This window comes from Micromonospora sp. URMC 103 (genome assembly GCF_051386435.1).
Lineage (GTDB): Bacteria > Actinomycetota > Actinomycetes > Mycobacteriales > Micromonosporaceae > Micromonospora.
Genome location: NZ_JBPQTR010000004.1, coordinates 941,215 through 954,694, shown reverse-complemented (window position 1 = coordinate 954,694; position 13,480 = coordinate 941,215). Strand labels below are relative to the sequence as shown.

The 13,480-nt window shown below is 73.7% G+C and carries 10 protein-coding genes; 7 read left to right on the top strand and 3 right to left on the bottom strand.

What is annotated here, in order from left to right; all coding sequences use genetic code 11:
- Positions 1-66 precede the first annotated feature (66 nt).
- Entirely contained in the window at positions 67-2,508 is a 2,442-nt protein-coding gene (locus ACSNOA_RS08095) for a putative bifunctional diguanylate cyclase/phosphodiesterase (RefSeq protein WP_436657311.1), read from the bottom strand.
- Between the two features lie 111 nt (positions 2,509-2,619).
- Here ACSNOA_RS08095 and ilvD point away from each other — a divergent pair, with 111 nt between their 5' ends.
- Positions 2,620-4,467 carry a dihydroxy-acid dehydratase gene (gene ilvD / locus ACSNOA_RS08090; RefSeq protein WP_436657310.1) on the top strand — a complete coding sequence of 616 codons (1,848 nt, stop codon included), beginning with the start codon at positions 2,620-2,622 and terminating at the stop codon, positions 4,465-4,467.
- A 79-nt stretch (positions 4,468-4,546) separates the two neighbouring features.
- On the opposite strand, the gene ACSNOA_RS08085 is transcribed toward ilvD, so the two are convergent.
- A complete protein-coding gene (locus tag ACSNOA_RS08085; RefSeq protein ID WP_436657309.1) occupies positions 4,547-5,737 on the bottom strand; it encodes an ROK family protein in 1,191 nt (396 codons plus the stop codon).
- Positions 5,738-5,930: 193 nt separating this feature from the next.
- Between ACSNOA_RS08085 and ACSNOA_RS08080 the strand changes: the two genes are divergently transcribed.
- From ACSNOA_RS08080 to ACSNOA_RS08055, 6 genes are read left to right on the top strand one after another with little or no spacing between them, the layout of a single operon-like run.
- Positions 5,931-6,659, top strand: a complete 729-nt coding sequence (locus ACSNOA_RS08080; protein WP_436658345.1) for an amino acid ABC transporter ATP-binding protein — start codon at positions 5,931-5,933, stop codon at positions 6,657-6,659.
- Positions 6,660-6,677: 18 nt separating this feature from the next.
- Positions 6,678-7,631, top strand: coding sequence for a glutamate ABC transporter substrate-binding protein (locus ACSNOA_RS08075; protein WP_436657308.1), 954 nt, complete (start codon positions 6,678-6,680; stop codon positions 7,629-7,631).
- A 16-nt stretch (positions 7,632-7,647) separates the two neighbouring features.
- Complete coding sequence (locus ACSNOA_RS08070; protein ID WP_436657307.1) at positions 7,648-8,292, top strand: amino acid ABC transporter permease; 645 nt, start codon at positions 7,648-7,650, stop codon at positions 8,290-8,292.
- On the top strand, positions 8,289-9,161 hold the full coding sequence (locus tag ACSNOA_RS08065) for an amino acid ABC transporter permease (RefSeq protein ID WP_436657306.1): 873 nt from the start codon (positions 8,289-8,291) through the stop codon (positions 9,159-9,161). Before ACSNOA_RS08070 ends, ACSNOA_RS08065 begins: the two co-directional genes overlap by 4 nt.
- Positions 9,158-10,183: an asparaginase gene (locus ACSNOA_RS08060; RefSeq protein WP_436657305.1), complete on the top strand. Its 1,026-nt coding sequence runs from the start codon at positions 9,158-9,160 to the stop codon at positions 10,181-10,183. The genes ACSNOA_RS08065 and ACSNOA_RS08060 overlap by 4 nt, the downstream gene beginning before the upstream one ends.
- Positions 10,180-10,923, top strand: coding sequence for a copper homeostasis protein CutC (locus ACSNOA_RS08055; RefSeq protein WP_436657304.1), 744 nt, complete (start codon positions 10,180-10,182; stop codon positions 10,921-10,923). The genes ACSNOA_RS08060 and ACSNOA_RS08055 overlap by 4 nt, the downstream gene beginning before the upstream one ends.
- A gap of 84 nt (positions 10,924-11,007) precedes the next feature.
- Here ACSNOA_RS08055 and ACSNOA_RS08050 read toward each other — a convergent pair whose 3' ends face one another.
- The gene (locus ACSNOA_RS08050) at positions 11,008-13,452 is read right to left on the bottom strand and encodes a glycoside hydrolase family 2 protein (RefSeq protein ID WP_436658344.1); all 2,445 of its coding nucleotides are present in this window, start codon (positions 13,450-13,452) and stop codon (positions 11,008-11,010) included.
- Positions 13,453-13,480 lie beyond the last annotated feature (28 nt).

The following is a 13,480-nucleotide window of genomic DNA, read 5'->3' as shown; positions in this document are numbered from 1 at the left end:
CGCACTCTCGACGGAGGAGAGTGCGCTCAGATAAGTACTCGCAGCGACCGGTACGACGACATGGGCTCAAGCCTGACGCATCTCACGCGATGAGTCAACTGATCCCACATGTTGGTTGACGGGGATCGGCGCGTCACCGCGCGACGCGCCCTCGGCACCGGGACTGAGCTGCCCGGACCCGGGCTGCTGGCGGCGCGGGACGGGCAGCGCGGTCGGCCGGAGACCGGCGGCCGTGGGCCGGACGCCGGGGCCCGTGGACGGGGTGCCGGGCGACGTGCCCGCGGGCCGCGCGCCGGGCGAGGTGGCCGCCTCCAGCATCGCCTCCAGGTGCTCCGCCGGCACGCCCCAGCCGAACGCCGCGCCCTGCCCGAACCGGCAACCGGCGGCGACCACCGCGGCCAGCTCGGTGGGGGTGGTGACGCCCTCGGCGATGACCTCCAGCCCGAGCTGGTGGCCCAGGCGCATCACGATGTCGACCATCGGCGCGAAGGCCGGCCCGTCCCGGTCCACGGGACGGACGGGCTCGTGCTCGGCGACGAGGCTGTGGTCGATCTTCAGGATGTCGATCGGGAGCCGGCGGAGCTGCCCGAGCGAGGAGTAGCCCGCGCCGAAGTCGTCGAGGGCGATCCGCACACCGGTCTGCCGCAGCGCGACCAGCCGGCGGATCAGCTCGTCGAGGTCGGTGGCCACGGCGTGCTCGGTCACCTCCAGCACCAGCCGCTGCGGCGGGACGTGGTGGGCGCGCAGCGCCTCGGTGACCAGCACGACGTACTCGGGGGCGTGCAGCTCGCGGGGCGACACGTTCACCGAGACCCAGACGTCGTGCCCCTCGGCGAGCCACCGGGAGAGCTGGTGACAGGCCTGGTTGAGCACCCAGGCGCCCAGCTTGGCGATCATCCCGCACTCCTCGGCGAGGGGGATGAACTCGTCCGGACGGACGTTGCCCAGCTCGGGGTGGTGCCAACGGAGCAGCGCCTCGGCGCCCACCGGGCGCACCGAGGGCAGGGAGGCCACCGGTTGGAACGCCAGCCGCAGCTCGTCGCGCTCGATGGCCCCACGTAGCTCGTGCTCCAGCGTCGTCCGCCGGCGCAGCAGCTGGTCGTACGCGGCGTCGTAGCGTTCGATCCGGTTCTTGCCCCGCTGCTTGGCGTAGCGGAGCGCGAGGTCGGCGTGGCGCAGCAGCAGCTCGACCTCGGGCACCCCGCCGCAGCCGGCCACCCCGATGCTCACCGAGAGGAAGACCGGCCCGTCCACCTGGTCGTACGCCTGGCCGAGCACCCCGAGCAGCCGCTCGGCCATCCGGTCGGCCTCGGCGGGGCTGCCGGGCATGAGCACCGCGAACTCGTCACCGCCGAGCCGGGCCGCCACGTCCTCCGGCCGGAGGGTGGCGCGCAGCCGCCGGCCCACCTCGGCCAGCACCGCGTCGCCCACGTCGTGCCCGCGCATGTCGTTGACGTTCTTGAAGCCGTCGAGGTCGAGGCCGAGCAGCACGCACGCGGTGCCCGACTCGACGCAGCGGTGCAGGGCCCGCATCAACCCGCGCCGGTTGGCGAGCCCGGTCAGCGCGTCGGTGTGCGCCAGCTCGCGGAAGTGCGCCTCGCGCTCCGCCAGCCGGCCGGCGTAGCCGCGCATGTCCCGCAGCGTCAGGTACTGGCGGGCCACGAGGGCGAAGCCTTCGACGGCGCTCGCGAGGAGGCTCAGCGCCGTGAACCGGCCACCCTCCAACAGGTGGCACATCCCCGCGACGGTCATGGCCACCACGGCGAGGATCGTGTAGTCCGGGTCCCGGTCGATCAGGGCCGGCTCGACCGGGCGCGGCGGGCCGACCCGGAGCACCGCGAGAGCGGCGGCGAGCAGGCCGGCCGCGAGCACCCCGGCCCCGATCATGACGACGGCCGGCCCGGCCTGGCAGAGCCCGCCCGCGGAGACGAGCCCGCCGCAGGTCACCGCCGTGATCCCGGTGGCGAGGACGGCCAGCCCACCGCGCGGGGCGGCGGCCCGGCAGACGGCGATCGGCGCGAGCCCGAGGGTCAGGGCCGTGGCGACCGTGGCGAGCAGGATGGGCAGGCAGGCCATGGGCGTGGCGTCGCCGAGCAGGCGCGTCGGCTCGGCGACGAGCACCCAGCCGACGAACCAGATGGCCGCCGCCATGATCAGGCCGTCGAGGACGAGCCGCACGGCGGCCGCCGCGGAGGCCACCACCCCGGGCAGGCGCAGCAGCCCGGCGAGGAAGACCAGCCCGCTCGCCGTCACACCGGTCGAGACCAGCGTCGCCCAGCCCGTGCGCCGCTCCTGCTCGTGCGCCCAGTGTGGGGCGGAGTCGAGCGCGGCGCCGAGCCCGGCCAGCAGGGTGACCAGGGCGACGCCCGCGGCCACCGCGACCAGCACGAGCGCCTGCCGCTGCGCGCCGGACCGCCGCCGGGCGCCGGCCGCGAGCAGCGCGGTGGCCGAGGCGGCGACGAGCCAGCTCAGCGCCGCGGCGGCGGCCGGACCCGGGGGGAGATTCACGTCTCAACTCTGCCGGATGAGCCCTCGCCGTGGGGGCCCGGGTGTGCATCTGTTGGGACACGGTGCCCGCGCCCGGCCGCCCTGCCCCGCCGCAGTGCCAGACTGGTACGTATGCCTGAGCTGCGGTCGAAGACCTCCACGCACGGTCGGACGATGGCCGGTGCCCGGGCCCTCTGGCGGGCCACCGGGATGACCGACGACGACTTCGGCAAGCCGATCGTCGCCATCGCCAACAGTTTCACCCAGTTCGTACCGGGCCACGTCCACCTCAAGGACCTCGGCGGCCTGGTCGCCGACGCGGTCGCCGAGGCCGGCGGGGTGGGGCGGGAGTTCAACACCATCGCGGTCGACGACGGCATCGCCATGGGGCACGGCGGCATGCTCTACTCCCTGCCCAGCCGGGAGCTGATCGCCGACGCCGTGGAGTACATGGTCAACGCGCACTGCGCGGACGCCCTCGTGTGCATCTCGAACTGCGACAAGATCACGCCGGGCATGCTGCTCGCCGCGCTCCGGCTCAACATCCCCACGGTCTTCGTCTCCGGCGGCCCGATGGAGGCCGGCAAGACGGTGGCCATCGAGGGCATCGTGCACAGCAAGATCGACCTGATCGACGCGATGATCGCCTCGTCCAACGAGGCGGTCACCGACGACCAGCTGGGCGCCATCGAACGCTCCGCCTGCCCGACCTGCGGCTCGTGCTCCGGCATGTTCACCGCCAACTCGATGAACTGCCTCACCGAGGCCATCGGGCTCGCGCTGCCCGGCAACGGCTCGACGCTGGCCACGCACGCCGCGCGCCGGTCGCTCTTCGTCGAGGCGGGGCGCACCGTCGTGGAGATCGCCAAGCGGTGGTACGAGCAGGACGACGCCTCGGTGCTGCCGCGCGCGATCGCGTCCCGGCCGGCCTTCGAGAACGCGGTCGCCCTCGACGTGGCCATGGGCGGCTCCACGAACACGGTGCTGCACCTGCTGGCCGCCGCCCGCGAGGCCGAGCTCGACTTCGGCGTGGCCGACATCGACGCGATCTCCCGCCGGGTGCCGTGCCTCGCGAAGGTCGCGCCGAACTCGCCGCAGTACCACATGGAGGACGTGCACCGGGCCGGCGGCATCCCGGCCATCCTCGGCGAGCTGGACCGCGCCGGGCTGCTCCACCGGGACGTGCACGCCGTGCACTCCCCCTCCCTCGACCGGTGGCTCGCCGACTGGGATGTCCGCGGCGGCGCCGCGGTGCCGGAGGCCGTCGAGCTGTTCCACGCCGCGCCGGGCGGGGTGCGCACCACCGAGCCGTTCTCGACCACCAACCGCTGGTCGTCGCTGGACACCGACGCGGCCGGCGGCTGCATCCGGGACCGGGAACACGCCTACAGCGCCGACGGCGGGCTGGCGATCCTGCACGGCAACCTCGCGCCCGACGGCTGCGTCGTGAAGACGGCCGGTGTGCCCGAGGAGTGCCTGACCTTCCGCGGCCCGGCGAAGGTGTTCGAGTCGCAGGACGACGCCGTCGAGGCCATCCTCAACAAGCGCATCGTGGCCGGCGACGTGGTGGTGATCCGGTACGAGGGGCCGAAGGGCGGCCCCGGCATGCAGGAGATGCTCTACCCGACCTCGTTCCTCAAGGGCCGCGGGTTGGGCCGCGCGTGCGCGCTGCTGACCGACGGGCGGTTCTCCGGCGGCACGTCGGGCCTGTCCATCGGGCACGTCTCGCCCGAGGCCGCCTCCGGGGGCCTCATCGCGCTGGTGCGGGAGGGCGACGAGGTCGTCATCGACATCCCGGCCCGGTCGATCGAGCTGAACGTGCCCGAGGACGTGCTCCAGGCCCGCCGGGTCGCCGAGGAGAAGCGGGACCGGCCGTACACCCCGGCCGACCGGCAGCGGCCGGTCTCCGCGGCGCTGCGGGCGTACGCCTCGATGGCGACCTCGGCCAGCGACGGCGCCTACCGCCGCGTCCCCGAGTGACCGACGCTCCGGGTCCCGGCGCGACAACCCCGCGTCGGGCCCGGATCCGGCCGCGACCCGGTCCGTCGCCCACGCCCGGTCAGGCGGGGTCGACGATCCGGTCGATGACGAGCTGGGCCGCGCCCATGATGCCGACGTCCGGGCCGGCCACGACCCGCTCGATGAGCAGCGCCTGCGTGGCGAGCGGCAGGCACCGCTCGTAGAGCGTGGCCCGCATGCTGGCCAGCAGCGGTTCGCAGTCGGCGAGCCGCCCGCCGATCGCCACGACCTGCGGATTGAAGAAGTTGACCACGACGGCCAGGATCTCTCCGATCGACCGGCCGGCCCGGCGGGCGAGCGCCGTGGCGTGCCGGTCGCCGTCCTCGATGAGCCGCATGACGCCGGTGAGGTCCTCGACCGGCACGCCCTGCTCGCGCAGCGCGGCGACCAGGGCCGCGCCGCTGGCCACCGCCTCCAGGCAGCCGGTGTTCCCGCAGCTGCACAGGGGCTCCGGATCGGCCATCACGCGGCAGTGGCTGATGTCCCCGGCGGAGCCCTGGGCGCCCCGGTGCAGCCGCCCGCCGGAGATGACCCCGGCGCCGATGCCGGTGCCGGCCTTCACGTAGACGGCGTGGTCGAGGTCGGGGTGGGCGGCCCGGTGCTCGCCGAGCGCCATGAGGTTGGCGTCGTTGTCGACGACGACCGGCACGTCGATCCGCTCGGCGCAGAAGGCGCGCACGTCGAAGCCGTTCCACCCGGGCATCCGTGACGGGCTGACGATCCGGCCGGTGTCGAACTGCACGGGACCGGGGATGCCGATGCCGATGCCGCGCAGCGCGTCGGCCGCCGTGCCGTCGCCCCGCTGGGCGGGCACCGGCGCGGTCGCGGGCGCCAGCGCGGCTACCTCGTCGAGGAGCGCGCCGAGCACGGCCTCCGGCCCGTCCTCGATGCGTACCGGACGGGACCGCACCTCGACCACCCGCCCGGAGAGGTCGAGCGTGCCGAGGCGGGCGTGGTGCGCGCCCAGGTCGATGGCGCCGACCAGGGCGCCGCCGGTGGGCAGCGCGAGTCGTCTGGGGCGCCGGCCGCCCCGGGACTTCCCGTCGCCGGTCTCCTGGAGCAGCCCCTCGCTGATCAGCGCCTCGACGCGCAGGGACACGGTGGACGGTGAGAGCCCGGACAGCCGGGCGAGATCGGCGCGGCTGGCCGCGGCGCCGCTGGCCACCAGCCGGAGCAGGTCACGGGGGGCGCCGCCGCGCAGGCCCTCACGTGGGGCGTCACCGATCGTCACCCGAGGTTCTTAACACCCCGAACTTCGTTCCAGCAAGCGGTTGACTTGCTTTGGCGTGTCGCTTTAGATGGCGACGTTGATTCGAAGTGAACGGAAACTTAGTTCGAGCGTCGTAGGAAGTAGGCGAGCTGTGGCACCGACGGCGGCAACCGACCTCGCGGGCCGGACCGGGCCCACCCGTCCCGACCGGCCGATGGTGGCCGTCCGCGGCCTGCAGAAGTGGTTCGGCCCGCTGCACGTGCTCAAGGACGTCGACCTCACGGTGGCCGCCGGCGAGGTGGTGGTCGTGGTGGGGCCGTCCGGCTCCGGCAAGTCGACGCTCTGCCGCTGCCTCAACCGGCTCGAGGTCGCGGGCGCCGGCAGCATCGAGATCGACGGCGAGCCGCTGCCCGCCGAGGGTCGCAAGCTCGCCCGACTGCGCGCCGACGTGGGCATGGTCTTCCAGTCGTTCAACCTGTTCGGCCACCGGACGGTGCTCGACAACGTCACGCTCGGCCCCCTCCGGGTGCGGCGCGTGTCGAAGGCCGCGGCCCGCGAGGAGGCAATGGCCCTGCTCGACCGGGTGGGCATCGCCGACAAGGCGGACCGCTACCCCGCCCAGCTCTCCGGCGGGCAGCAGCAGCGCGCGGCCATCGCCCGCGCGCTGGCCATGCGGCCCAAGGTGCTCCTCTTCGACGAGCCGACCTCGGCCCTCGACCCGGAGATGGTCAACGAGGTGCTGGACGTCATGGTCTCCCTGGCCGCCGAGGGGATGACCATGATCGTGGTGACGCACGAGATGGGCTTCGCCCGCCGCGCCGCCGACCGGGTCGTCTTCATGGACGACGGCCGGATCCTCGAGACCGGCACCCCCGACGAGTTCTTCGCCGCGCCCCGCACCGACCGGGCGCGCGACTTCCTCTCCAAGATCCTCCAACACTGACCCCCGAAGGAGGGTGGCATGTCGATCCTCTCCACGAACGTCACGCGCCGCCGTGCGCTGACGATCGCCGCCACAGCCGTCACGGTCGCGCTCGCTGCCGCCGGGTGCGGCGACGGCGGCTCCGCCCCGGCCCTGCCCGGCAAGCCCGGCGGCCAGAAGGTGGACCAGTCCGTGTTCGACGCCGCGCCGGTGGCGTCCGACGCCGACATCCCGGCCGGCTCCACCATGGACGCCATCCGCAAGCGCGGCTACCTGAGCGTCGGCGGGTCGCTGGACGCGCCGCTGCTGTCCCAGCAGAACCCCACGACCGGCGAGATCGAGGGCTTCGACGCCGACATGGCCAAGCTGCTGGCCAAGTACATCATCGGCAAGCCCGAGGTGAAGACCGTGACCATCGGCACCCAGACCCGGGAGGCGATGCTCCAGGCCAAGGAGGTCGACGCGGTCTTCCAGACCTACACGATCACCCCGCAGCGGGCCACCCAGGTCAACTTCGCCGGGCCGTACCTGACCTCCGGCCTCGCGGTGGCGGTGCGCAAGGACGAGACGAGCATCAAGAGCGTCAAGGACCTGGCCGGCAAGACCGTCATCGTGGGCGCCAACACCCCGGCCGTCACCGCCCTGCCGAGCGCCGCCCCCGGCTCCAAGCAGGTCGCCTTCGCCACCGACCCGCAGGCCGTCCAGGCGTTGCTCCAGAAGCGCGGCGACGCGTACGTGCAGGACTTCACCCTCCTCGCCTCGAACGCCAAGTCGAACCCGGGGATGAAGGTGGTCGGCGAGCCGTTCACCACCGAGGCGTACGGCATCGGCCTCAACCGGGAGGACGCGCAGTTCAAGGAGTTCGTCAACAACTGGCTGCGGAAGATCCAGGCCGACGGCACCTGGGCGAAGGTGTGGCAGAGCACCCTCGGCTCGGTGGTGGAGGGCGGCACGCCCACCCCGCCGGCGATCGGTTCCGTCGAGGGCTCCTGAGGATCGTCACCCCGACATGGACGCCCTCACCGGTCACCTCGACGAACTCGGCCACGGGCTGGTCACGACGGTCCAGCTGACCGTCGTGACCACCATCGGCGCGCTGCTGCTCGGCGTCGTCGTGGCGACACTGCGGGTCTGCCCGGTGCCGCTGCTGCGCGGCGTCGGCACCGTCTACGTCGAGGTGCTGCAGAACCTGCCGCTGCTGGCCCTGCTGGTGCTCTTCGTCTTCGCCCTGCCCACGATCGGCATCACGTTCCCGCTGTTCACCTCGGCGGCCATCGTGATCGCCGCGTACGAGGGGGCGTACCTCGCCGAGGCCATCCGCGCCGGCATCAACACGGTCGGCGTCGGACAGGCCGAGGCGGCCCGCGCCATCGGGCTCACCTTCAGCCAGTCCCTGCGGTACGTCATCCTGCCGCAGGGGCTGCGCGCGGTGATCCAGCCGATGGGCAACATCATCATCGCGCTGCTCATGAACACCTCGCTGGCCGCCGCGGTCGGCGTGGTCGAGCTGACCCAGGCCGCCAACAACGTGAACCTCGTCGAGGCCCAGCCGATCGCCGTCTTCACCGGCGCGGGTCTCGCGTACATGCTGCTGGCGCTGGTGATCGGCCGGCTCACCGGCCTGCTGGAGCGAAGGTTGGCGATCGTCCGATGAGCCCCAACCAGCAGATCCTCTTCGACGTGCCCGGCCCCCGGGCCCAGCGCCGGATCCGGATCGCCACCGCGGTCGGCGCGCTCGCGCTCGTGGGCGGGCTCGCCTGGGCGGTCCACCAGTTCGCGAGCCACGGCGAACTCGCCGCCGAGCGGTGGCAGCCCTTCACCACCTGGCCGATCTGGCGCTACCTGCTCGACGCGCTCAAGGCCACCCTGCTCGCGGCCGCGGCGACCGCCGTGCTCAGCGCCGCGCTCGGGCTGCTGCTCGCGCTCGGCCGGCTGTCGGCGCACCGACCGCTGCGCTGGTTGGCCGGCGCGTACGTGGAGATCTTCCGGACCGTGCCGGCGCTGCTGCTGGTCTACGTGACGCTGTTCGCGCTGCCGAAGTACGGGCTCAACTTCCCGCTGTTCTGGAAGCTCGTGGCGCCGCTCGTGGTGTCCAACTCGGCGGCGTTCGCCGAGATCTTCCGCGCCGGCATCAAGGCGCTGGACCGCGGCCAGACCGAGGCGGGCCTGGCCATCGGGTTGCGCCGGGGACAGGTCATGCGGCTCGTGGTGCTGCCGCAGGCCCTCCTGCGGCTCACCCCGTCGCTGGTGAGCCAACTGGTGGGTCTGCTCAAGGACACGTCGCTCGGCTTCGTGGTGAGCTACACCGAGTTGCTCTACAGCGGCCAGGTGCTCGCGTCGTACACCAACCTGCTCATCCAGACCTTCCTCGTGGTGGCGCTGGTCTACCTGGCGGTCAACGCCTCGCTGTCGAAGGTCGCCCGCGTCCTGCAGGCCCGCAACGGCCGGCTCACCACCCGCGGCCGCAGCGCCGCGCCGGGAACCGACGCGCCGCCGCTCACCCGAGGGGGTACCGCCCGATGACCATCGCCCCGTACGCCGAACTGGCCCGGGTGGTCCGCAACGGCTTCGTGGAGAGCCGCCACGTCGGCAGCGCCGTCGTGCTCGACCCGTCCGGCGCGGTCGCGCTGAGCGCGGGCGTGCCCGACGAGCCGGTGTTGCCCCGCTCCACCCTCAAGCCGGTGCAGGCGCTCGCGTGCCTCGCCGTCGTGACGGCCGCCGGGCCCGGTTCGCCGGCCGCCGGCGCGCTCACCGGGCCGGCGTTGGCCATCGCCGCGGGCAGCCACACCGGCGACGACCGCCACGTCGCCGTGGTACGCGAGCTGCTCGCCACCGCGGGGCTTGCCGAGGAGGCACTCGGCTGCCCCGTCGACTGGCCCGAGGACGAGCCGACGCGGGAGCGGCTGATCCGCGCCGGCGAGCAGCGGTCCCGGATCCGGATGAACTGCTCGGGCAAGCACGCCGCCATGCTGCTGGCCGCCGCGGCCCGCGGCTGGTCGACCGACGACTACCTGGACCGGGCACACCCCGTGCAGCAGGAGGTCGCCGCCGCCGTCGAGCGGCTGGCCGGCGCGCCGGTCAGCGCCGTCGCCGTGGACGGCTGCGGCGCGCCGCTGTTCGGTCTGCCGCTGACCGGCCTGGCCCGCACGTTCCAGGCCCTGGCCACCGCGAAGCCGGACAGCGACGAGGCGCGGGTGGCCGAGGCGATGCGCCGCCACCCGGAGTACGTCGGCGGGTGGCACGGCCACCCGAACACCGACCTCATGCGGGCACTGCCCGGTGTGCTCGCCAAGGGCGGCGCCGAGGGCGTCCTCGGGGTGGCCACGCCCGACGGCCACGCGGTCGCCGTGAAGGTGGTCGACGGCAGCCCCCGGGCCACCACCGCGATCGCGCTCGCCGCCCTGGCGGCGGCCGGGGTGCCGGTCGACGGCGCCCGGGAGCTGCGCCGCGTGCCGGTGCTCGGCGGCGGGAAGCCGGTGGGCGAGATCACCGCCGCCATCGATTGGACCGCGGGATCGCCCCGCACGGAGAAGGAAGACAGATGACGACATTCGAGATCTGCATCGACAGCGTCGAGGGGGCGATCGCCGCCGAGGCGGCCGGCGCCGATCGGGTGGAGCTGTGCTCCGCGCTCTTCGACGGCGGGCTCACCCCGAGCATCGGCACCATCGAGACCGCCCTGCGCAGCGTGGACCGGATCCGGGTGCACGTCATCGTCCGGCCCCGCGCCGGCGACTTCATCTACTCACCCGCCGAGATCGAGGCCATGGTGGTCGACGTGCGGGCCGCCGTGGCGGCCGGGGCGCACGGCGTGGTGATCGGCGCGCTGACCGCCGAGGGGGACGTCGACGTCCCCACGACCCGCAAGCTGATCGAGGCGGCGGGCGACGCGAGCGTCACCTTCCACCGCGCCTTCGACATGGTGCGGGACCCGTTCGAGGCGTTGGAACAGCTCGTCGAGCTGGGCGTCGACCGGGTGCTCACCTCGGGCCAGGAGGTGAGCGTGCTGGAGGGGGCACCGCTCATCGCCGAGCTGGTCCGCCGGGCCGGTGACCGCATCATCGTCATGCCCGGCGGCGGCATCACCCCGCGCAACATCACCCGCATCATCGAGGCCACCGGCGCCACCGAGTTCCACTTCGCGGCGCTGGTGACGTCGGACAGCCCGGCGGTGCACCGGAACCCCCGCCCGCTCATGGGCGGCACCCTGCACCGCCCCGAGTACGAGCGCTCGGGCACCTCGGGGGAACTGGTCGGCCAGGTGCTCGCCGCGGCCCGGGCCTGACACCCGGCCACGGAACGGCCGACCGGACGATCCGGCGGGGAGGCGCCCCCGCCGGATCGTCGTCTTTCCCCGCAACGCCGCTGCTCACATGTCGTTGACGCAGCGCAGCACCGGACGGGCGGTCAGCGCCGCCCGGTCGAGCGGGCGCGCAGACCGCACGGTGAACGTGGCCGACTCTCCGGGCAGGAGCGTGACCAGCGCCTCGTCCACGGTGGCCGCCGGGTCGAGGCGGTCCGGGAAGAGGGTGAGGTCGCGCAGCACCGTACCGGCCGTCACCCGTACCCGCTGGCCACCGTCGACGGGCTCGACCGCCGCGTCGAACCGCGCCGCCGGCCAGTCGACGTCCTTGTCCTCGGCGAAGAACCACAGTGCGCGCTCGGCGGTGTCGCCGGCCTCCGCGACCAGCAGTTCGCGCCGCGCTTCGTCCGGCCGCGCCAGCTCCGCCGGCAGCGCCAGCGTCACCGAGCCGTACGCGGGCACGTCCAGCTCCAGCTCGGCCTTCGCCCGTGGCTCGCCGGCCACGGTCAGCCGGGTCACCGAGACGGTGCCGCGCCACGGGGTGCCGCCGTCGTTCACCGCCACCACGGCCAGGCCGCCGTCGCGCGGCTGCACGGTGAGCAGGCGGTCGGCGTACGCCCGGCGCAGCGCGTACCAGAGCGGCTTGCGCCGGCCGTCCCCGTCCACGGCCGACCAGGAGGTGACCGGCCAGCAGTCGTTGAGCTGCCAGACGATGGCGCCCATGCAGACCGGCCGGAGCGAACGGAAGTGCTCGACGCCGAGCTGGATGGCGCGGGCCTGGTCGAGCTGGGTCAACCAGTGCCAGTCGTCGAAGTCGCGCGGCGCCGGCAGGTGCGCGTCGAGGCCCCGCTGGAGCTTGGCGTCACCGCCGGCCGCCTTCTGGTGGTGCGCCATGCCGGGCGAGTCGGAGGCGAGCGGCTCGTCGGAGAGGGCCCGGCGCAGCGTGGCGTACGCCGGCGGCGCCTGGTAGCCGAACTCGGCCACGAACCGTGGCGTGTACTCGCGGTACTTCGTGTAGTCGTCGGTGTTCCAGACGTCCCAGATGTGGGTGGTGCCGTGCGCCGGGTCGTTCGGGTGCACGTCCTCGCTGCCCGACCAGGGGCTGCCCGGCCAGTACGGCCGGGTCGGGTCCAGCTCGGCCACGACCCGGGGCAGCAGGTCGAGGTAGTAGCCGCGGCCCCAGGTGCGCCCCGCGAGCGGCTCCTGCCAGTCCCAGTCGTGCCAGCCCCAGATGTTCTCGTTGTTGCCGGTCCAGAGCACCAGCGACGGGTGGGCGGCGAGCCGGGTCACCTGCTCGCGCGCCTCGGCCTCGACCTCGGTGCGGAACGGCTCCTCCTCCGGGTACGCGGCGCAGGCGAAGAGGAAGTCCTGCTGCACCAGGAAGCCCCGCTCGTCGGCGAGGTCGTAGAAGTCGTCCGACTCGTACCGGCCGCCGCCCCAGACCCGCAGCAGGTTGACGTTGGCCTCGGCGGCCTGGCTCAGCCGCTCGGCGAGCCGGCCCCGGGTGATCCGGGTCGGGAACGCGTCGTCCGGGATCCAGTTGACCCCGCGGACGAAGACCGGGACGTCGTTGACGTGCAGGGTGAACGCCGAGCCGTGCGCGTCCGGCGCGGTGTCGAGGCGTACCGAGCGGAAGCCGATCCGCCGGGACCAGGTGTCCAGGGTCCGGCCGTCCGCGGCGGACAGGGTCACCTCCAGCGGGTGCCGGGTCGGCTCGCCGTGCCCGCGCGGCCACCAGCGCGCCGGCGTCGGGACCGAGAGGAGGAGCACGGCGCCTCGCTCCCCCGCCGGGATCGTCGCCTCGGCGCTCACGCCGGCCACCGCAGCCCGCACCGTGAGCGGTTCGTCGCCGGCCCGCTCGACCTCGACGTGAAGCTCCACCCGGCCGTCCGCGCCGTCGAGGGTCACCAGCGGGCGTACGGTCGCGAACCGCGCCGTCGACCAGGCGTGCAACCCGATCGGCTGCCAGATGCCGGCCGTCACGAGGGTCGGCCCCCAGTCCCAGCCGAAGTTGCAGGCCATCTTGCGGATGAACTGGAACGGCTCCGGATACGCGTTCGGGCGGTCGCCGAGCCGGTCCCGCTGCGCCTCGGCGTACCGGTAGGCGGAGTCGAACCGCACGGTCAGCGTGTTGTCGCCCGGGCGCAACACCGACCGGACGTCGAAGCGGTGGCCGCGGTGCATGTTCTCGGTGCGGCCGACCTCGACGCCGTTGACGCCGACCGTGGCCACCGTGTCGAGGCCGGCGCAGACCAGGTCGACGCGGTCCGCGCCGCCCGGCTCGTGCCGGAAGCCGGTCTCGTAGACCCAGTCCGTACGCCCGATCCACGCCACGGCGTGCTCGTTGTCGTCCAGGTACGGATCGGGGATCAACCCGGCGTCGAGCAGGTCCGTGTGCACACAACCGGGCACGGTCGCGGGGATCGCCCGGCCGGCCACCTCCCCCGGCACCTGCGGGCCGGGTACGGCCCGCAGTGTCCAACCCTCGTGCAGCGTCTGCTGGTCCACGATGTCACCGCGCCTTTCCACGAATCTGGCG

Excerpts from the sequence above, each read along its gene's own strand:
- ilvD (WP_436657310.1), top strand. The coding sequence starts at position 2,620 with ATGCCTGAGCTGCGGTCGAAGACCTCCACGCACGGTCGGACGATGGCC.
- ACSNOA_RS08080 (WP_436658345.1), top strand. The coding sequence starts at position 5,931 with ATGGTGGCCGTCCGCGGCCTGCAGAAGTGGTTCGGCCCGCTGCACGTG.
- ACSNOA_RS08075 (WP_436657308.1), top strand. The coding sequence starts at position 6,678 with ATGTCGATCCTCTCCACGAACGTCACGCGCCGCCGTGCGCTGACGATC.
- ACSNOA_RS08070 (WP_436657307.1), top strand. The coding sequence starts at position 7,648 with ATGGACGCCCTCACCGGTCACCTCGACGAACTCGGCCACGGGCTGGTC.
- ACSNOA_RS08065 (WP_436657306.1), top strand. The coding sequence starts at position 8,289 with ATGAGCCCCAACCAGCAGATCCTCTTCGACGTGCCCGGCCCCCGGGCC.
- ACSNOA_RS08060 (WP_436657305.1), top strand. The coding sequence starts at position 9,158 with ATGACCATCGCCCCGTACGCCGAACTGGCCCGGGTGGTCCGCAACGGC.
- ACSNOA_RS08055 (WP_436657304.1), top strand. The coding sequence starts at position 10,180 with ATGACGACATTCGAGATCTGCATCGACAGCGTCGAGGGGGCGATCGCC.